Source organism: Listeria costaricensis (genome assembly GCF_900183385.1).
Taxonomy (GTDB): Bacteria; Bacillota; Bacilli; order Lactobacillales; family Listeriaceae; genus Listeria; species Listeria costaricensis.
The window spans coordinates 36,598-53,696 of sequence record NZ_FXUT01000012.1 but is presented as its reverse complement, the minus strand read 5'-3'; the positions used below and the strand labels follow the sequence as shown (position 1 = coordinate 53,696).

General features: G+C 46.3%; 21 protein-coding genes. 15 read left to right on the top strand and 6 right to left on the bottom strand.

The features are described from left to right. The first annotated feature begins 45 nt into the window (after nucleotides 1-45). Nucleotides 46-1,098, top strand: a complete 1,053-nt coding sequence (locus tag CS921_RS11080; protein WP_099223885.1) for a bifunctional transcriptional activator/DNA repair enzyme AdaA — start codon at nucleotides 46-48, stop codon at nucleotides 1,096-1,098. A 52-nt stretch (nucleotides 1,099-1,150) separates the two neighbouring features. Here the strand turns inward: CS921_RS11080 and CS921_RS11075 are convergent, their stop codons facing one another. The 4 genes from CS921_RS11075 to CS921_RS11060 are packed head-to-tail and all read right to left on the bottom strand — an operon-like array spanning nucleotide 1,151 to nucleotide 3,495. Next, complete coding sequence (locus CS921_RS11075; protein ID WP_099223883.1) at nucleotides 1,151-1,930, bottom strand: ABC transporter permease; 780 nt, start codon at nucleotides 1,928-1,930, stop codon at nucleotides 1,151-1,153. Next, on the bottom strand, nucleotides 1,927-2,832 hold the full coding sequence (locus CS921_RS11070; RefSeq protein WP_099223881.1) for an ABC transporter ATP-binding protein: 906 nt from the start codon (nucleotides 2,830-2,832) through the stop codon (nucleotides 1,927-1,929). The genes CS921_RS11075 and CS921_RS11070 overlap by 4 nt, the downstream gene beginning before the upstream one ends. Beyond that, entirely contained in the window at nucleotides 2,819-3,169 is a 351-nt protein-coding gene (locus CS921_RS11065; protein ID WP_099223880.1) for a DUF1048 domain-containing protein, read from the bottom strand. The genes CS921_RS11070 and CS921_RS11065 overlap by 14 nt, the downstream gene beginning before the upstream one ends. Before the next feature lie 5 nt (nucleotides 3,170-3,174). Beyond that, the gene (locus CS921_RS11060) at nucleotides 3,175-3,495 is read right to left on the bottom strand and encodes a PadR family transcriptional regulator (RefSeq protein WP_099223879.1); all 321 of its coding nucleotides are present in this window, start codon (nucleotides 3,493-3,495) and stop codon (nucleotides 3,175-3,177) included. A gap of 236 nt (nucleotides 3,496-3,731) precedes the next feature. Here CS921_RS11060 and CS921_RS11055 point away from each other — a divergent pair, with 236 nt between their 5' ends. The 7 genes from CS921_RS11055 to CS921_RS11025 all read left to right on the top strand — a co-directional run bounded on the left by CS921_RS11055 (nucleotide 3,732) and on the right by CS921_RS11025 (nucleotide 9,938). Beyond that, entirely contained in the window at nucleotides 3,732-3,974 is a 243-nt protein-coding gene (locus tag CS921_RS11055) for a hypothetical protein (RefSeq protein WP_099223878.1), read from the top strand. A gap of 272 nt (nucleotides 3,975-4,246) precedes the next feature. Continuing rightward, complete coding sequence (locus tag CS921_RS11050) at nucleotides 4,247-4,930, top strand: N-acetylmannosamine-6-phosphate 2-epimerase (RefSeq protein WP_099223877.1); 684 nt, start codon at nucleotides 4,247-4,249, stop codon at nucleotides 4,928-4,930. Further along, a complete protein-coding gene (locus tag CS921_RS11045; protein ID WP_099223876.1) occupies nucleotides 4,927-5,721 on the top strand; it encodes a Cof-type HAD-IIB family hydrolase in 795 nt (264 codons plus the stop codon). Before CS921_RS11050 ends, CS921_RS11045 begins: the two co-directional genes overlap by 4 nt. A gap of 1 nt (nucleotide 5,722) precedes the next feature. Beyond that, a complete protein-coding gene (locus CS921_RS11040; RefSeq protein WP_099223875.1) occupies nucleotides 5,723-7,234 on the top strand; it encodes a DUF4127 family protein in 1,512 nt (503 codons plus the stop codon). An 18-nt stretch (nucleotides 7,235-7,252) separates the two neighbouring features. Next, nucleotides 7,253-8,539 (top strand): PTS sugar transporter subunit IIC, encoded by a 1,287-nt coding sequence (locus tag CS921_RS11035; RefSeq protein WP_099223874.1) that lies wholly within the window; start codon nucleotides 7,253-7,255, stop codon nucleotides 8,537-8,539. Nucleotides 8,540-8,662: 123 nt separating this feature from the next. Further along, a complete protein-coding gene (locus tag CS921_RS11030; protein WP_099223873.1) occupies nucleotides 8,663-9,487 on the top strand; it encodes a MurR/RpiR family transcriptional regulator in 825 nt (274 codons plus the stop codon). A gap of 28 nt (nucleotides 9,488-9,515) precedes the next feature. Further along, nucleotides 9,516-9,938: a GNAT family N-acetyltransferase gene (locus CS921_RS11025; protein ID WP_240422344.1), complete on the top strand. Its 423-nt coding sequence runs from the start codon at nucleotides 9,516-9,518 to the stop codon at nucleotides 9,936-9,938. Nucleotides 9,939-9,985: 47 nt separating this feature from the next. Here the strand turns inward: CS921_RS11025 and CS921_RS11020 are convergent, their stop codons facing one another. Next, complete coding sequence (locus CS921_RS11020; protein WP_099223871.1) at nucleotides 9,986-10,810, bottom strand: DUF817 domain-containing protein; 825 nt, start codon at nucleotides 10,808-10,810, stop codon at nucleotides 9,986-9,988. An 82-nt stretch (nucleotides 10,811-10,892) separates the two neighbouring features. After that, nucleotides 10,893-11,213 carry an SdpI family protein gene (locus CS921_RS11015; RefSeq protein WP_099223870.1) on the bottom strand — a complete coding sequence of 107 codons (321 nt, stop codon included), beginning with the start codon at nucleotides 11,211-11,213 and terminating at the stop codon, nucleotides 10,893-10,895. A 158-nt stretch (nucleotides 11,214-11,371) separates the two neighbouring features. Between CS921_RS11015 and CS921_RS11010 the strand changes: the two genes are divergently transcribed. The 7 genes from CS921_RS11010 (at nucleotide 11,372) to CS921_RS10980 (ending at nucleotide 17,019) form a co-directional block, all read left to right on the top strand. Continuing rightward, entirely contained in the window at nucleotides 11,372-12,361 is a 990-nt protein-coding gene (locus tag CS921_RS11010) for an ABC transporter substrate-binding protein (RefSeq protein WP_420843755.1), read from the top strand. Next, complete coding sequence (locus tag CS921_RS11005) at nucleotides 12,358-13,359, top strand: FecCD family ABC transporter permease (RefSeq protein WP_099223867.1); 1,002 nt, start codon at nucleotides 12,358-12,360, stop codon at nucleotides 13,357-13,359. The genes CS921_RS11010 and CS921_RS11005 overlap by 4 nt, the downstream gene beginning before the upstream one ends. Then, nucleotides 13,356-14,153, top strand: coding sequence for an ABC transporter ATP-binding protein (locus CS921_RS11000; RefSeq protein ID WP_099223865.1), 798 nt, complete (start codon nucleotides 13,356-13,358; stop codon nucleotides 14,151-14,153). The genes CS921_RS11005 and CS921_RS11000 overlap by 4 nt, the downstream gene beginning before the upstream one ends. A 310-nt stretch (nucleotides 14,154-14,463) precedes the next feature. Further along, a complete protein-coding gene (rodA, locus tag CS921_RS10995) occupies nucleotides 14,464-15,639 on the top strand; it encodes a rod shape-determining protein RodA (protein WP_099223863.1) in 1,176 nt (391 codons plus the stop codon). A 184-nt stretch (nucleotides 15,640-15,823) separates the two neighbouring features. Further along, nucleotides 15,824-16,177 carry an arsenate reductase family protein gene (locus CS921_RS10990; RefSeq protein ID WP_099223861.1) on the top strand — a complete coding sequence of 118 codons (354 nt, stop codon included), beginning with the start codon at nucleotides 15,824-15,826 and terminating at the stop codon, nucleotides 16,175-16,177. A 46-nt stretch (nucleotides 16,178-16,223) separates the two neighbouring features. Then, a complete protein-coding gene (gcvH, locus tag CS921_RS10985; protein WP_099223859.1) occupies nucleotides 16,224-16,601 on the top strand; it encodes a glycine cleavage system protein GcvH in 378 nt (125 codons plus the stop codon). 112 nt (nucleotides 16,602-16,713) lie between these two features. Continuing rightward, entirely contained in the window at nucleotides 16,714-17,019 is a 306-nt protein-coding gene (locus CS921_RS10980) for a thioredoxin family protein (RefSeq protein ID WP_099223857.1), read from the top strand. The last annotated feature ends 80 nt before the right edge of the window (nucleotides 17,020-17,099 follow it).

Below are 17,099 nucleotides of genomic sequence, written 5' to 3'. Positions count from 1 at the left end.
TTTCATCACAATGCTCGTATAATGGTGGTAAAGGAGGGGAAGCCAGTGATCACTTCCACTAGTCAAAAGCAAGAGTTTTATCGGGCGTTGGTGGAGAAAGACCCAGCCTATGATGGGATTTTCTTTGCAGGAATCAAGACGACCGGCATTTTTTGCCACGCAACCTGTACCGCCAGAAAGCCAAAATTTGAAAACTGTGATTTTTTCTTGTCGGCAGAAGAGGCGCTCTTGGCAGGTTTCAGGCCTTGTAAAATTTGTCGACCGTTGTCATTTCCTCACACAATTCCGGAAGAAGTTCAAATGCTTGTTCGCGAAGTTGAAAGAAATCCGGAAAAAAGATGGCAGGAAGCGGATTTTTCAAAATTGGGCCTGCATTCTGCCACTGCAAGAAGGAAATTTAAAACGATTTACGGCATGACATTTGTCCAATATGCACGTGCGCGGAGAATGGGCATGGCGTTCAAAGAAATCATGGAGGGCAGCCGGGTGATCGATCAGCAATTGTCGCTGGGATATGAGTCCTCTAGTGGCTTTAACGATGCTTTCACCAAAATTATGGGCAATCCGGCCAAAAAAGCCGATATACGAGTTGTGAATGCCCATTTTATTTCCACGCCGATCGGTCGAATGCTCAGTCTGTCGGATGAGAACTATCTGTATTTGCTGGAATTTGTCGACCGGAGAGGCTTGGAGAGAGAAATTGAAAAGCTGCGTCAAAAGCATAATTTTCGGATCATTCATGGTCAAAATAGCATCAATCAAGAGTTGGAAAGGCAGTTGGGACGCTACTTTCAAAAAGAACCGATCGACTTTTCCATTCCGTTATATATGGATGGCTCGGCGTTTCAAAAACAAGTATGGGCAATTTTGGCGTCGATTCCAGCCGGTACAACACTCAGCTACCGGGATATCGCGCGGGAGCTTGGCAACAAGGATAAAGTCAGGGCGGTGGGCAATGCGAACGGTGCCAATCAGATCGCCATTTTGATCCCGTGCCACCGTGTCATCAAAACGGACGGAGAGTTAGGCGGCTATGGCGGCGGCATTCAGCGGAAAAAGTATCTGCTTGAACTGGAGCGGCAGGCAGTAAAAGCATAAAAAAGCCCGGCAGTCGCGCCATTTTGAAAACGGTTCGACTGCCGGACTTGCTTTAATTTTTCGTATAAATTTGCTGGTAGCGTCGATAGGCGAAGAATCCGCAGACGAGCACAAGACCGATCAGCCAAATGAGGGCCTGAGCAGCAGTCGAACTGGAAAGTGGTGCGCCGTTTAGCAGGTCACGGGTGGTCTCGACAATGGGGGTCATTGGTTGGTATTCAGCGAAGAGCCGGATTGGCAGCACCATGCCGTCAGTTGGGATCAAAGCAGAGCTGACAAACAGTAGCATCAGCAGAATGTAAGAGAAGCCGCCAGCCCCATTGTAGTCCTTGGCTTTCAAGGAAAATGGAATGGCGAGCAGTGTGATCGCAAAGGCGAACAGGATGGAGATCCCGATGAATAGCAGAAAGTCGCCAGTCGTCGCGTTCGGCCGGAAGCCCATCAGAACGCCTGCCAGGAAAACGATACATTCGGCGAGTAGCATAAACAACACGGAAGCCACGACATGCGAGCCCAGAATGACCCAACGTCTGATCGGCAGTGAGTGAAGTCTGTCGAGAAAGCCTTTATTTTTATCCATATTGATCCGCAGCGCCGTATAGGCAGAGCCCATCGACATGGAAATCAGCAGAAAGCCAGGCAATGAATAATTCAAATAGGCGGCTGTACTGGCCTGATCGCCATCAATTGCAATATTTCCGCCAAATACATAGACGAAAAAGAGCAGCATGAAAAGTGGTGTCCCGATTACCGTGATAAGCGTGTCGGGATTGGTCAGATTGAGCCGGATGACCCGTTTTGTCAGGACGTTCAACTGTTTGAAGGAGTTCATTTTAGCGCCTCCTTTCTGGTGACATTCAGGAAGATGGTCTCAAGATTATTTTCGTTTAATAAGAATTTTTGAACCTCGATTTGGTGGGCCGTCATGAGCGCCAATCCTTTGTGAGCATTATCTTCGTCCAGCTCAATCAATTGGTCATTTGTCGTGTAGACAATTCCAGCCTCGTTCATTAAAACCAGCGTTTTCGGCAGGGCATCATCCGCCACTTGCAGGGAATACGTTTTGCTGACCGTATTCTTGATTTCAGCAGGCGTCCCGTATAAAACGATTCTGCCGTCGTGAATAAAGCCAATATGATCCGACAGATGATCCGCTTCTTCCAAATATTGGGTCGTTAGAAAGACGGTTTTCTTGGCGTCACGGATTTCCTGAATGATTTTCCAAATTTCGAGCCGGTTTTTCGGGTCAATACCCGTTGTCGGCTCGTCTAGGAAAATGATTGCCGGGTCACCAATCAGCGACATGGCCATGTTGAGCCGTCTTCTCATGCCACCAGAATAGGTGCTGACTTTTTTCTTCCAGAAGGTGGTCAGATCCAGCCGCTCCGCCAGCCGTGTGATTTCCTCTTTCGGTTGGGAAACACCTCTGAGACGTGCAATCATCAGCAGATTATTATAGCCGCTAAATTCCTCATCTAGAGTATTAAACTGGGAATTCAGACTAATGAGCGACCGAATGGCATCTGGTTCCTGCAGCGTCTTGCCCATGATTTCTACAAAACCGCCATTCGGCATGATCAACGTGCTTAAAATATTGATTAAAGTGGTTTTGCCGGCACCGTTTTCGCCTAGCAGCGTAAAAATTTCCCCACGCTGAACAGTCAAATCGATGCCTTTTAGCACCTCGTGATCCTTGTAGCTTTTGGTCACGTTTTGGATTTTAATCGCATCCATGTTCATCACCTATTTCTTTGATATCTTTTCTAAGCTTTTCTCTGATTTTAATGAGCCAAAGCGTTTCAGGATACTGTTCCATGATGGTGTCAGCGAATTCAACAGGATCATGATTAACGATCTCTGAAACCGGGATATGTTCGATGGCACTTTCCTGAAAAATTTCTAGCACATCTTCGAGAACGACCATGAAATTATCCCCTTTGGCAAAATTCCACATATACTTTTCCAGTGCGGCGAGCGCTTCCTGATAATCGGCAGGCAAGGTGAGCTTATCTTTTTTATATTGTTTATAGCGTTTTTTTGATCCGGTGACTTTTTCAATTAGATTTTTCATTTTTATTACTCTCCTTTCAATTGGTGAAGCTTATCTTCAATAAAGGACCATTTTTCCCAGAAAGTGGTCAAATAATCTTGACCCGCTTCATTTAATGTGTAGAATTTTCGCGGCGGCCCCATCTCAGATTTTCTTTTTTCGACGTTGAGCAAGCCTTTTTTCTCGAGACGGAGGAGAACCGTATAGACAGTGCCCTCCACGATATCTTCAAATCCCAGATCGATCAGATAGTGGGTGATTTCATAGCCATAGGTCTCTCCCTGACTGATTTTTTGTAAGACGATGCCTTCTAAAACACCTTTGAGCAGCTCCGTTAAGCCTTTCAAATGGATCCCTCCTTATGCTAAATAGTATTACTTAGTAGTGTGCCTGCTAGAAAATTAATTTGGGTAATAAATGAATTCACTACCTTGTAATGTTAGGTTCTAATATATAGTAATACAAAGTAGTGGGAATGTCAATCAATGTGTTTGTTTTTTACGTGAGCGGATCTTCATGGTACTATAAAAACATGGCGTGAATGTAAGTATAATGCTAAAATTTAGTCGACATAGGTGATAAGATGAAAAAAATTCTAGCAATCGTAGTAGTTCTTGCAATGGTCCTTGTGGTGATTGGTCTGATGATGGATATGATTAGCACGGGGAGCGGACTGAATTATCCAATTTGGGTGCAGCTGATTTTTATCCTCTGTTTTTTGGCGATGACGATTGCCAATCTGAGAAAGCGAGACTGGCTTTGGGGCGCGGTTTCCATTAGCGGAGTAGCCATTTGTGCAGTCAGTGTAGGATTTTCGATTTTGTAAGAAGCAATACGAAAGAAAAGATAAAGCGGCTCATTTCTGCAAAGGATGGGCGGCTTTTTTTGATTGTAGGAAAATGCGGCCATTTAATTTGTACGATTTTATGGCAAAAAAGTGTGTGGAGTTGTTGGCGATACATAGCGAATAACCAACATCAAATCCTTGAAAAACTATTTTGGTGTAAAATTCCATTTAAAAATATAAAAAGAAAAATATTTACAACAGAAAGAAAGCGTGCTATACTTTGGGTGTGAAATAGAAAGAAGGTGTAGGAAATGTTGGAAAAATTAGCACAGGGGCTGATCGTCTCTTGTCAGGCACTTGAAAACGAGCCGCTCCACAGTTCATATATTATGTCACGGATGGCAGTCGCGGCAGAAATGGGTGGTGCTGCTGGAATCAGAGCCAATAGCGTGGCGGATATCAATGCAATCAAACAAGCAACTTCCCTGCCACTGATCGGAATTATTAAACGAGACTATCCGGATTCTGAAATTTATATTACGGCTACGGCAAAAGAAGTGCAGGAACTACTTACAACAGATGCAGAAATTATTGCGCTGGATGCGACTGATCGCGTGCGTCCTCATCAGGAGAAAACGGTCGACTTGGTGGAGATGATACATGAGGCAAATAAACTTGCGATGGCGGATATTTCGACATTTGCAGAAGCCAAGCAGGCGGAAGCGGATGGCTTTGATATGGTGAGCACGACACTGTCTGGCTACACGGCAGCAAGCGGATCACATGAGGCGCCGGATTTTGAATTGGTGAAGCGGATTAAAGCGGAACTAGGATTGCCGGTCATTTTGGAAGGCCATGTCAGCGAACCGGCACATGTGGCAGAAGCGCTTCAAGCGGGAGCCTATGCGGTTGTGGTTGGCTCGATTATTACCCGTCCACAGCTGATTACGCAGCGCTACGTGGCAGCATTAGAGGAAGCAAAGGAGTCATTATGAAGAAACCAAAACTATTGATTTGTGATTTAGATGGAACACTACTTGACCATACGGGGCAAGTTGATGCGTCCAGTTTGGAAGAGATCAAGGCTTTCTGTGCATCAGGCGGCGAGCTTGTGATCTGTACTGGCCGGCTCGATCAGGATATTGAATTTGTTGAGGAAGCACTGGGCTTTAAAGGTGCTTTCCGAATCAGCCAAAACGGGGCGGTCATCAAAAAACGTGATGGAGAAATTTTGCAGGCTTTGCCGATCGCTAGTGACATGATTGAGCCGATCAATCGAGTGGTTTTTGCAAGCGGGCTTCGAGTGGAGATCTCAAGCGTCCAAAACCGCTATTTCCCATCGCCGCGTAACCCGGAAGAAGTGGCAGAATTTGTCGATACATCGATTGTGGTGGCCGATTTGGATGCTGCAAGTCGCTCAGAATTTGATCCGGTGATTTATTTGATGTTTGGCAATCGTGAAAAGTTTGCCGAAATCAAAGCAAAACTGCCACTTGGCGAGGAGTCCCCAGTTCAGGCGACCATGACAAGCGAGCAGTCATTGGAGATTTTTTCCAAAGAAGTTTCCAAAGGTCGGGCAGTCAAGAAAGTCATGGCACAGATGGGACTTAGCTCCGAACAAGTCGTCATCTTTGGCGACGCGGAAAGCGACACAACGATGTTCCCGCTAACCGAGTACTCCTTTGCGGTCCAAGATGCCAGCCAGGAAGTGCGCAGCCAAGCGAAACACTATGCAGCAACAGTTGGCGATGCCTTACGATTTTTAAAGAAAAAGGAGCTGATTTGATATGACTTCCATTTTTTATTTACCACTCGACGAACGGCCATGCAATGCCGTGTATCCGATTAACGCGGCCGAGGTGGCGGACTGGGAAATCCTAACGCCGCCAGTTGAATGGCTTGGCAGTAAGAAGCAACCGGCGGATACGGAACGGCTGTGGCGCTGCTTGGAAGAACAAATAGAGGGAACAGATGCGGCCGTTCTCTCGTGCGAAATGCTCGTCTACGGCGGTTTGCTACCATCGCGGCTACATCATTTGGAAGAAATGGCGATTGAAAGCTACGCGAACCGTCTGGCTGACCTGAAAGCACGGCGGCCCAGCCTGAAAATCTATTTATCCAATCTAATCATGCGGACCCCGCGCTACAGCAGTAGTGACGAGGAACCGGACTACTATGCGGATTACGGCAAAGAAATTTTCCGGCATGGTGAACTTACGGACAAGGCTGCACGTCAAAAGATTACACCGGAGGAAGAGGCTGAGCTGGCCCAGCTGAAGCAACTGATTCCAGCAGCCGACCTGGAGGATTATGAAACCCGCCGCCGCTTCAATGTGGCGCTCAACCTAAAAAACATCGAGCTAGTCGAGGCCGGCACCATCGATTTTCTGGTCATCCCGCAGGACGATTCAGCGGAATACGGCTACACGGCGATCGACCAAAAGCAAGCTTATCAAAAAATTGCGGGTAGTGAGGCTAGTCTGCGCATCATGGTTTATCCGGGGGCGGATGAGGTTGGCTGGACGCTTCTGGCACGCGCTTATAATGAGCTAAATCAGGTACGACCAAAAATTTTCCCACTGTTTGCATCGACTTTGGGGCCATCGGTTGTGCCGCTTTATGAGGATCGGATTATCGGCGAAAGTATGAAAGCACATATCATGGCGGCAGGATGCGTCTTGACGGATGATAAAAATGAAAGCGATTTGATACTGGCTTACAATACGCCGGGCAAATGGATGCAGGAATCGTGGGATCAGTTTGAGGAAAAAGATGTGACCTATAGCAGCTATCGGCACTTGCTGACTTTTGTCGATCAAATGGCGACAGAGATGGCAGCAGGGCGCAAGGTGATTCTTTGTGATGCGGCTTTTGCCAATGGCGGCGATTTGGAACTGCTACGACTGCTTGAAAAACACGGCATTACGAAAGATCTGCTTAGCTACAAGGCTTGGAATACCAACTGTAATTCACTTGGCAGCTCGATTGCGGCTGGCGTATTTGCAAGAAACAGCACGAAACAGGCGCTGATCACGCGGAACCTACTGCACCACTTTTACGAAGACCTGTTCTATCAGGCAATCATTCGCATGGATTTGACTCATCAGTTTTTACCGAGTCTGGGCTTGAACTATTTCGATTTGAAGGATCAGGCGGATCAAGTCACACGCAGAATCACCGACGATCTTGAAAAATATCACCGTCAATTCTTACAAAATAGTTTTGAGGAACCGGAGCATGTAAACGTTTCAATGCCTTGGAATCGTATGTTTGAAATTCACTGTACAATTAATTCCTAAAAAAGGAGACAAGACAAAATGGAAAGTAACAAATGGATCGATAAAATTTTGCCTCTCGCGAACAAATTTGCCGGGCAGCGCCACATTGCGGCCATACGCGATGGCTTTATCACGCTGATTCCGGCGACGATCATCGCTTCCTTCTGGGTGTTGATCAATAATCTGGTTTTAAATCCTGACAACGGTCTTTTGAAAATGGTCGACGGGATTGAACAATGGCAGGCAGTCGGTAATCAGGTCTACAATGCGACACTTGGGATCATGGCGCTTTTGATTGCCTTTACAATTGGGTATAAACTGGCCCAAAGCTACAACGAAGATGGCCTACTTGGCGGCGTCATGGGCTTGATCAGTTTTGTAACCTGCTTGCCGGCAACGGTTGTTTTGACAGATGTGGCGGGCAAGGAAGTCACGGCTGGCGGTGTTCTGACACAGACTTTGACCAGCTCAACCGGTATGTTCCTAGCAATTATTGCTTCTTTGATCGGTGTGACACTACTGACAAAATTCGGCAAAATTGAGCGACTGAAAATCAAAATGCCGGAAGCTGTTCCACCGTCCATTGCTAAATCTTTCAATATTCTAATTCCTGCTTTTCTAGTGACCCTCATTTTTGCTGTAATCGAAGTGGTTACTGTGATAGCTTTCAATACGAATATTCCTGATCTTATTACTAAATTTTTCCAAGCACCACTTGTCGGTTCTTTCCAAAGTCTGGGCGGCATCCTAGTTTATGTCTTCCTCTGCAACCTGCTTTGGGCATTTGGGCTACACGGAACATTTATTCTCGGATCTATTGGCGAGCCGATCATGCTGACTGCCATCCAGCAAAACATGGATGCGCTGAAAGCTGGCCAAGAGCTGCCAAATATTGTCACTAAACCATTTATCGACTGCTTTGCCTGGATGGGCGGCGGCGGTGTGCTGATCTGTCTCGTGATTGCACTGTTTATCGGTTCAAAACGGGCCGACTACCGTGCAATGACTAAAGTCGGCGTAGTACCATCGATTTTCAATGTCAGCGAGCCGATCATGTTCGGTCTGCCAGTCGTATTCAACCCAATTCTGGCGGTTCCACTCATCGTGACACCACTCGTGACGACAACCATTGCCTATTTTGCCACAAGTCTCGGCTGGATAGCCAAAACGAGCGTACTGATCCCGTGGACGACCCCACCGATCATTTCTGGCTTCTTAGCAACAAATGGCGACTGGCGGGCATCCGTCTTGCAGATTATCCTGATTGCCATCGGGGTTCTCATCTATCTGCCATTCGTCTGGATCACCAACCGCGAGAAATATTAAGTCATCAAACAAGACCTTTCCGGCTCGACTGGAGAGGTCTTGTTTTTCATCATAAGTGGATCACTTTCACAAATACAATTGCCTGTCCTTTTTATGCTATAATGTAGGCGGAGGTGCAGACGCGTGAATTTATTAGCCATCATTAGCAGTTATTTTCCATCCTTGACCAAGTCTGAACAGAAGGTCGCTCAATTTGTTCTGACCAATCCTGATGAGGTCGAAAATTATTCCATCAACGAGCTGGCCGAATTTGCCGAAGTTGGCGAAAGTACGGTTGTTCGTTTTTGTCGAAAAGTGGGATTTCCCGGATTTCAGGATTTTAAAATCGCTCTTGCGAAAAATCAAACCGCTCAATTTACGCCGGGTGCGACTGAAGAGGAAGGTTTAAAAGGGCTTGTCTATCATCAGCTGGTGGAAAGTCTGACAGAAACCAAGCAATTTATGGAAAATGAGGAGATCAGTCAGGCGGCCGAGTTGATTGATCAGGCCGAACGGATCTTTCTGTTTGGGGTCGGCAATACGCTGGCGACCATTACCGAACTGCGCAACCGCCTTTCCCGCATCGGGTTTCAGGTTGTCTATTCAGCAGACAGCCACTTGCAGGCGATTGATGCTTCGCTGATGACGGACCAAGATGTCGCAATCGCGATCAGCACATCAGGCAATACGAAAGACGTGCTCGTCGATATCAAAATTGCCAAAGAACAAGGCGCAAAAGTCATTGCAGTCACAAATTACATCAAATCGGCCATCACGAAAGAGGCAGACTTGGCGCTGATCTGCTCGGCAAAGGAAGCGGCGACAGATGCCGGATCTTTTGCCAACAAGATTGCCCAGCTGTATCTGCTCGACGTACTGTGCAAAAGCGTGGCAGAACGCAATAAGGAGCATGTCCATGAGCTGAGAAAACGGACGAATAAAGCGCTGATGGAACGACTTGAATCCTGAGTGAGAGGAGGCGGCAAATTTGAAAGAAGTGATTGCCCAGCCGAAAGACTATCCGGTCATTCTGGCGATTTGGCGGGCTTCCGTCAACCACACACATGATTTTGTCCGGCGAGAGGATTTGGCAGAAATTGAAAAGGAGATTCCTCACTATCTGCCGCATCTAAAGGTGGCATTATGGTACAGCGATGAAGGCGAGCTTGTCGGCTTTTCCGGCATGCAAGATCGGCAGCTGGAAATGCTGTTTCTCAAGACGGAAAAACGTGGACAGGGCTTCGGAAGCAAAATTCTGAAACGGCTGACAGAGAGGGATAATCTGGAAACGACAGATGTCAACAAGGCCAATCAGGCTGCCCTGCAATTTTACCTGAAAAACGGTTTTCAAATCGTTGGAGAAAGCCCGCTCGACGGAGAAGGCCGGCCGTATCCGCTGCTTCATTTAGCAAAAAAATAATCAAAAACCAGAAATCACGATTGGCCGCTTGCAAGTCACGCGCCTCATCAGCTGATTTTCTGGTTTTTTGTTTTTAGCGGGAAGAAATTTCTTCTTTTTGTGGAAGAGAAAATCCCTGCGGCTTTGATTTTTTTCAACTGTGCCACGATGATGATGCTGATAATAATTAAGAGAAACCAGCTGGTAATTTTACCGATATGTACAGGACGCCAAGCAGCAAGCTGATCTGGATAGCTCCACGCGCCGAAAAAGCTGGCGATATTTTCAGCAAGGTAGATGAAAAAGGCAATCAGTAGAAACGACACAGAGAGCGGCATTTTCAATTCTTTTCGTGAAACTGTAAAGTAGACACTCGTCCGCGCAAAGAGGATGAGCACGAGAATGATCAGTAAATAGCGGAAATCCGGCAGAAAATGATGCGTGAAAAAGTTCGCATAAATAAGGCCGCAAATCCCGACCGCCAGAAAGCTGTTCGGCCAATTTTCAAGCCGCAAGTGAAATTCTTTAAAGGCACGACAAATGTAACTGGCCACACTGGCATACATAAACCCGCTGTAGAGCGGAACACCAAGCAGTTTTGAAAAGCCGGGCTCAGGATAGCTCCAAGACCCCATCTGCACTTTGTATATTTCCAGTCCAAGCCCGATAATATGAAACAGCATGATCACCTTGAGTTCATCCAGCGTTTCAAATCCAAAACGAATCAGCAGGATCTGAGCAAGCAGGCAGATGATCAAAAGCAGATCATATCGAGAAATGAACGAGAGCGGGAACAGCTTTGTCACCGCCAGCGCACAAAAAATAATCACTGGAAAAAGGCAGCATTTCATCTGTTTCCACGTAAAATCCATGAGTCCGGTCAAAAAATTCATTTTATCACCACGCTTTTTCTCTAGGATAGCAGAAAGAGTTTTAGAAAAGAATAAGATTTTGGGGGCGGATAAAAAATCAGCCTTATTTTTGCCATCTTTCCAAATGTCGCTCCGTCAAAATCACCGACCCGAAAATGACAATGAGCGAAAACAGAAAAAATATACTGCTGCGAATCAAAAAAGCAAGGGGTAAAAAAAGCAGTCCTACATATATAAGAAACAAGACCCCACTGCTGAATAGCCAAGCTTTTCCTAAAAATAGATGTGCTTCCCGAAAAGCCTCCGGACTGCGCAAGCTATTTTTCGTGCGGTAGGAAAAGGTCCCTGCACGATCCTTTGGTGGATTTAAATAAAAAATCAGCCCTAGTACAAACAGAATGAGTGGAATCAGAATATCAAACATCGAATGCCCCTTTCATGAAATCTCTTCTTCTATTATAAAGCGGAATCTGCTAAAATGTCTGTTAGAAGTGAGTGAAAATTATTCTCAATTAGAAACTGCATATTTTGAATATCAAAAAGGAATTTAGTACAATGAAATTAACACAAAATAGGGAGGAAATCATGAAAAAGGGATATCTTGGCTTACTTACAGCATTTATTTTAATTTTCCTAACTGCCTGCGGATCGAATTCAAATGAAGCGGATAGCAGTTCCAATAAAAAAGCAGACCCACAGGCGACTTCCGAAAAAGCAGCCTTGACGCTTACGGATATGGCCGGGCGGGAGGTTTCGTTTAAAGAACAACCGAAGCGAATCGTTGCGTTGACAAATTCAGATATGAACATTATCTATGCGCTCGGCGGCACAGTCGTGGGTCGGCAAACGCAGGATGCAAGCGGTGTTGATCCAAAAGAAGCGGAATCGGCCACAGAAGTCGGCAATACGCATGATCTCAATCTTGAAAAAATCGCTTCTGTCACGCCGGATGTTGTTGTGGCTAGCTCCGAACAAAATCAGAAGGACGTCCCGGCACTGGAAGGAATCGGCACACAGGTCGTCCTAACAGGTGCCAACTCCATCGATGACATCAAAAAGCAGGTTGCCACACTAGGCGAGCTACTCGGCAAACAAACGGCCGCCACAGAATTGACCGATTCAATCACAGCCAAGGAGCAGCAGATCGCGAGCCAGCAAAAGGATAAAAAAGTCCGCTCCCTGTTAATCCTTGGCGCGCCCGGAAGCAACTACGCGGCCCTGCCCACCTCACTTAGCGGTGACATTTTAGAAAAAGCAGGCGGTGTCAATATTGCGGCAGATTTCAAAGGTGTGGAGAACTTTCCTCAGTATGCGGCCCTGAATATCGAAAAAATCGTCCAAGCCGACCCGGAAATCATTTTTCTGATGATCCATGGCGGTGACGAAAAGGAAACCGAAGCAGCCCTGCGCAAAGAAATGAAGCAAAATGACGCTTGGAATTCAACGACCGCCGTCAAAAATGACCGCATTGTCGTCCTGCCAGCCGAATTGTTCGGAACCAATCCCGGTGTCAGAATTGATGAGGCGCTGACCTACATGGCCGACCAGATCAACCAGGTGGACAACGGATGAAGCGTCATGACCCGCGTTCCAAAAGACGCCTCGCCACATTGATCATTGTTCTCTTGCTACTCGTTGTCGTCTTTTTCTACGGCCTCACGACTGGCTCCGTCCACATCAGCTATCAGGAAGTCTGGCAAACGCTCACCGGTCATGGGAATGCTATGAGTGACCAGCTTGTATTAAATCTGAGACTGCCACGTTTATTGATTGCCTTTTTGGTTGGGGCAGCCCTTGCGATAAGCGGTGCCCTGCTTCAAGGCGTGATGCGCAATCCGCTTGCTGATCCCGGCGTTATCGGCGTTTCGGCAGGCGGCGGCTTCGTGGCCATCGTCCTCACGATCGTCTTTCCAGAAATGGCCAGCTACGTGCCGATTGGGGCTTTCCTTGGGGCATTTGGAACGGCACTGCTCATCTATCTGGTGGCTTGGGATAAAGGCGTCTCCCCACTCCGCGTCATTTTATCAGGCGTGGCGATCAATGCTTTTATCACCGCGATGACATCTGGCATCATGGTGCTGTACAGCAACCGGGTTCAAAGCGTGATTTCGTGGATGACCGGCACACTTTCCGGAAAAAGCTGGTATCACTTGAATTTGATCTGGCCTTATATGCTCGTCGGCTTTATTCTGAGTATTTTTGCCATCCGTTCATCCAATGTGCTGCTACTAGGAGATGATGCGGCTAAACTGCTTGGCTACCGAGTCGAGCTGCACCGCTTCTTTATTATCATGCTGGCGGCCTTTTTGAGCGGAATTGCGGTCAGCGTGGCCGGACTCATCGGCTTTGTCGGCCTGATCGTGCCGCATATTTTCCGCCTGATCATCGGCAATGATTACCGCTATCTGCTGCCAATGTCCGCACTTGGCGGAGCGCTTCTCGTCGCATTTGCCGATACGGGTGCCAGAAGCTGGTTCGGCTCGATCGAGTTGCCAGTCGGAATCCTGCTTGCAATGATCGGTGCACCGTTCTTCTTATTCTTGCTTCAACGAGGGAGGGTCACATCATGAAGCCACTCATCGAACTGCAAAATGTTCATTTTTCCAGAAAAAAAGATTTTACATTAGAAAATATCAACCTGATAATCCCGGAAGGAAAAATCACCACGCTGATCGGCCCAAACGGCTCCGGAAAGTCCACACTGCTGCGGCTGATTATGCGACTTTTGAAACCGGACCAAGGCGAGATACGCTTGAAAAGTCGCCCGCTTGCGGATTATTCCCCTAAAGAACTGGCGCAAGAGATGACGATGCTTTCACAAAGCCCAGATGGCATGCTAGACGTGATGACACGCGACCTAGTGGCCTATGGTCGACTGCCTCACAAGAAATGGCTCGACCGGATTGGCGAAGAGGACGAATCCGTGATCGATTGGGCGCTTCGTGTAACCAATCTGACAGAACTCGCTTACCGGCCGCTTCATACCTTATCCGGCGGGGAACGGCAACGCGCTTGGCTTGCCATGGCTCTTGCACAAAAAACGCCGATTTTGCTGCTTGATGAACCGACGACTTATTTGGATATCGCGCATCAGCTTGAACTGCTCGAACTTTTGAAAAAACTGAATGGCGAATATGGACTGACCATACTGCTCGTACTGCATGATTTAAATCAGGCGGCCCGCTATAGTGACCACATTGTGACCTGTGCAGATGGACGACTTGTTCAATCAGGCACGCCACATGAAGTTTTTACTGAGGCGCTTTTGAAAGATATTTTTCATATCCGGGCAGAACTGGCAGAAATCGGCGGCAAGCTTCGGATCGAACCAGTAGCATCGACTCGATTTGATAATTTAGATTAGAATTTAGTGAAAAAGCTTCCTATCGAGCGAAAACTTTATTATAATGGTACAAGGCGAAAAATGTTTTATAAACGAAGTCAGATTATTTTTGACTGAACCCACGGAATTGAAGTGGGAACAGCCGCCTCTACTTAAACAGCTACAGGGGAAAATGCGCTTTTTGGCAAAATGCGCAAAAAGTAAGTGGTAAAAAGACAGGGCAGAGTGAGAGGCCTTGGTTTTTTGCTTAGCTGCTTGGAGGAACGAACAAGGTGTCACGGAGAGAGAGAAACCGTGTTGTTAGGCCAATCAGTAAGGAGCGTATTATAAAATGAACCAGCAGAATAAATTAGCAGGACGGATTGACTATGGAATCATATTGTCTCTCATGCTTCTATGTATCATCAGTCTTATATCAATTTACAGCGCCCAACTGACCAATGAGCAATATGACGCCAATTTTGTCATCAAACAGGCAATTTGGTGGGTCATCAGCTCATTTGCCATTGTTGTCGTCATGCAGTTCGACTATGAAAAGTTGACTAAATGGGCCTATTATTTTTATGCATTAGGGATTGCCATGCTCATCTTTGTATTGCTTTTCGGAACAGAGATCAAAGGTGCCAAGAGCTGGATTGAGATTCCGTTTCTAGGAAGCCTTCAGCCATCTGAGATCGTGAAAGTCATCATGATCATCGTTTTAGCAAAAGTCATCATGGAACACAATAAAAGGTATCAGCTTCATACAGTCGGTCGAGATTTCGTCTTGCTGGGTAAAATTATCGGCGTCATGATTCCACCAATGATTCTGATCATGCTGCAACCCGATTTGGGGACGACACTGGTTTTCATTGCAGTGACAGCCGGCATGATTCTGATTTCTGGAATCACATGGAAAATTATCGTTCCGCTTTATACATCGATTGCAGCAATTGGTGTCACAGCCATCTGGATGGTTATCTATCATCAGGACTGGCTACTGAAACTGGGCTTCAAATCCTATCAATTTGACCGGATTACGACCTGGATCAATCCCGAGTCAGATCCGCAGGGTGGCGGCTATCAAGTTCTCCGCGCCATGACTGCGATTGGTTCCGGGCAAGTGACAGGAAATGGTGCTGGCTACAATGCGATCGCCATTCCAGAAAACCACAATGACTTTATTTTTACCGTTATTGGCGGTAACTTTGGTTTTGTTGGGGCAAGCTTGCTGCTCATTCTTTATTTCTTACTCATCTATCAAATTATCCGTGTAGCACTGGATGTCAAAATTCCCTTCTACTCGTATATCTGTACGGGTGTCGTAATGATGATCATGTTCCACGTGCTTGAAAATGTCGGCATGAATATCGGACTGCTACCAATCACAGGTATTCCACTTCCGTTTATCAGCTACGGGGGGAGTGCGCTTCTCGGGAATATGATGGCTGTCGGGCTGGTGCTGGGCATCCGTTTCAACTACCAGAAGTCGATGTTTACAATCAAAGAACAGGAATTTGCGGAATAATAAAATCGGGCACAGACTGGTGAAAACTGGTCTGTGTTTTTTGCTGTCGGGGGAGTAAAATGAGCCGTATTTCAGCCACTTTAAAATACATGCTGATTTCCCCCATTTTAAAGTGCTTCCAATTGTACTTTCTCGCAAAATCTACTATGATAGAAGTAGAATTCATGCTGAAGGGAGCAACAAAATGATTAACTTTTACTGGTATCCAAAATGCACAACCTGCAAGCGAGCAGATGCATGGTTGAAAGAAAACAATGTGGAAGTGAATAAAATTGATTTGATTCAAGAAACGCCTACTGCAGATGAATTAAAAGCTTTCTGGAAAAGTAGCGGTCTGCCGATTCGTCGTTTTTTCAATACAAGCGGCATCAAGTATCGTGAACTGGGCTTGAAAGATAAAGTCGATCAAATGACGGAAGATGAGGCTTTTACACTTCTTGCATCGGACGGCATGCTGATTAAGCGCCCGCTGACAACAGATGGCAGCAAGGTGACACTTGGTTTTAAAGAAAGTGAATTTGAAGCAAACTGGAAATAAGACATCATTTGTTTGACATAAAAAGCGTAAAAAGGAGGAAATAAGGATGAGTTTACCAAAAGAATTTGTGTATACGGAAGAACATGAGTGGGTAAAAGAAGAGGGCGGTACATACCTAATCGGAATCACAGATTTTGCGCAGGATCAGCTAGGCGATATCGTATTTGTTGAACTGCCAGAGGTGGGGGATACGATTGAACAGGGGGATTCCATCGGCTCAATCGAATCGGTTAAAACCGTTTCTGACTTTTATGCACCGATTACGGGGAAAGTCGTCGAAATCAATGCCGAATTGGAAGATGCACCGGAACTATTAAACAGCAATCCGTATGACAAGGGTTGGCTTTTAAAAGTGGAGGAAGTGGACAGTGCGCAAGTTGAAGCGCTTCTTTCAGCAGATGATTATCAAAAAGTAATCGACTAAAAGAAAATTTTCAAGATCGGCTGCTTGCGTGCGGTCGATTTTTTTATGGGTGCTTCGACGGAATCAGTGACAGCTTCCCGTGAGCAGACTTTATCAAAAGGAGCGATGAAGAATGGAAATTTGGCAAAAAACGCAATTTGAACAGCAGCTTGCCGAGCGGCGGGATTTTATTCTCTATTTCTACACACCGACTTGCGGCGTTTGTCAGCTTGCCGGGCAGTTGATTGAATTCGTCGAAGCGGCTCAGCCAGAACGCCATTTCGCGAAGGCAGATCTGAACTTTTTTCCAGATGTGGCCGAACAGCATCATATTCGTTCAGTCCCAGCCTTGCTCAAATACCAAAATGGGCAGCTGCAAAAAATCAGCTATGAATTAAATAATGTTACTAGTATTTTTGAATTTGTCACGGCTGATTAGAAAAGAAAAATTTGGTGTAGGGAAAAACTTTTTCACCCCCGATATAGACCTGCATATTGCTAAAAAGGTTGCTGTAGACT

What these genes read in the sequence shown, in the direction of transcription:
- CS921_RS11035 (WP_099223874.1), top strand. Translation starts at nt 7,253, where the DNA reads ATGGAAAGTAACAAATGGATCGATAAAATTTTGCCTCTCGCGAACAAA.
- CS921_RS11015 (WP_099223870.1), bottom strand. Translation starts at nt 11,213, where the DNA reads ATGTTTGATATTCTGATTCCACTCATTCTGTTTGTACTAGGGCTGATT.
- CS921_RS11065 (WP_099223880.1), bottom strand. Translation starts at nt 3,169, where the DNA reads ATGAAAAATCTAATTGAAAAAGTCACCGGATCAAAAAAACGCTATAAA.
- CS921_RS11020 (WP_099223871.1), bottom strand. Translation starts at nt 10,810, where the DNA reads ATGAATTTTTTGACCGGACTCATGGATTTTACGTGGAAACAGATGAAA.
- CS921_RS10980 (WP_099223857.1), top strand. Translation starts at nt 16,714, where the DNA reads ATGGAAATTTGGCAAAAAACGCAATTTGAACAGCAGCTTGCCGAGCGG.
- CS921_RS11045 (WP_099223876.1), top strand. Translation starts at nt 4,927, where the DNA reads ATGAAGAAACCAAAACTATTGATTTGTGATTTAGATGGAACACTACTT.
- CS921_RS11005 (WP_099223867.1), top strand. Translation starts at nt 12,358, where the DNA reads ATGAAGCGTCATGACCCGCGTTCCAAAAGACGCCTCGCCACATTGATC.
- CS921_RS10990 (WP_099223861.1), top strand. Translation starts at nt 15,824, where the DNA reads ATGATTAACTTTTACTGGTATCCAAAATGCACAACCTGCAAGCGAGCA.
- CS921_RS11040 (WP_099223875.1), top strand. Translation starts at nt 5,723, where the DNA reads ATGACTTCCATTTTTTATTTACCACTCGACGAACGGCCATGCAATGCC.
- CS921_RS11075 (WP_099223883.1), bottom strand. Translation starts at nt 1,930, where the DNA reads ATGAACTCCTTCAAACAGTTGAACGTCCTGACAAAACGGGTCATCCGG.
- CS921_RS11050 (WP_099223877.1), top strand. Translation starts at nt 4,247, where the DNA reads ATGTTGGAAAAATTAGCACAGGGGCTGATCGTCTCTTGTCAGGCACTT.
- rodA (WP_099223863.1), top strand. Translation starts at nt 14,464, where the DNA reads ATGAACCAGCAGAATAAATTAGCAGGACGGATTGACTATGGAATCATA.
- gcvH (WP_099223859.1), top strand. Translation starts at nt 16,224, where the DNA reads ATGAGTTTACCAAAAGAATTTGTGTATACGGAAGAACATGAGTGGGTA.
- CS921_RS11070 (WP_099223881.1), bottom strand. Translation starts at nt 2,832, where the DNA reads ATGGATGCGATTAAAATCCAAAACGTGACCAAAAGCTACAAGGATCAC.
- CS921_RS11055 (WP_099223878.1), top strand. Translation starts at nt 3,732, where the DNA reads ATGAAAAAAATTCTAGCAATCGTAGTAGTTCTTGCAATGGTCCTTGTG.
- CS921_RS11000 (WP_099223865.1), top strand. Translation starts at nt 13,356, where the DNA reads ATGAAGCCACTCATCGAACTGCAAAATGTTCATTTTTCCAGAAAAAAA.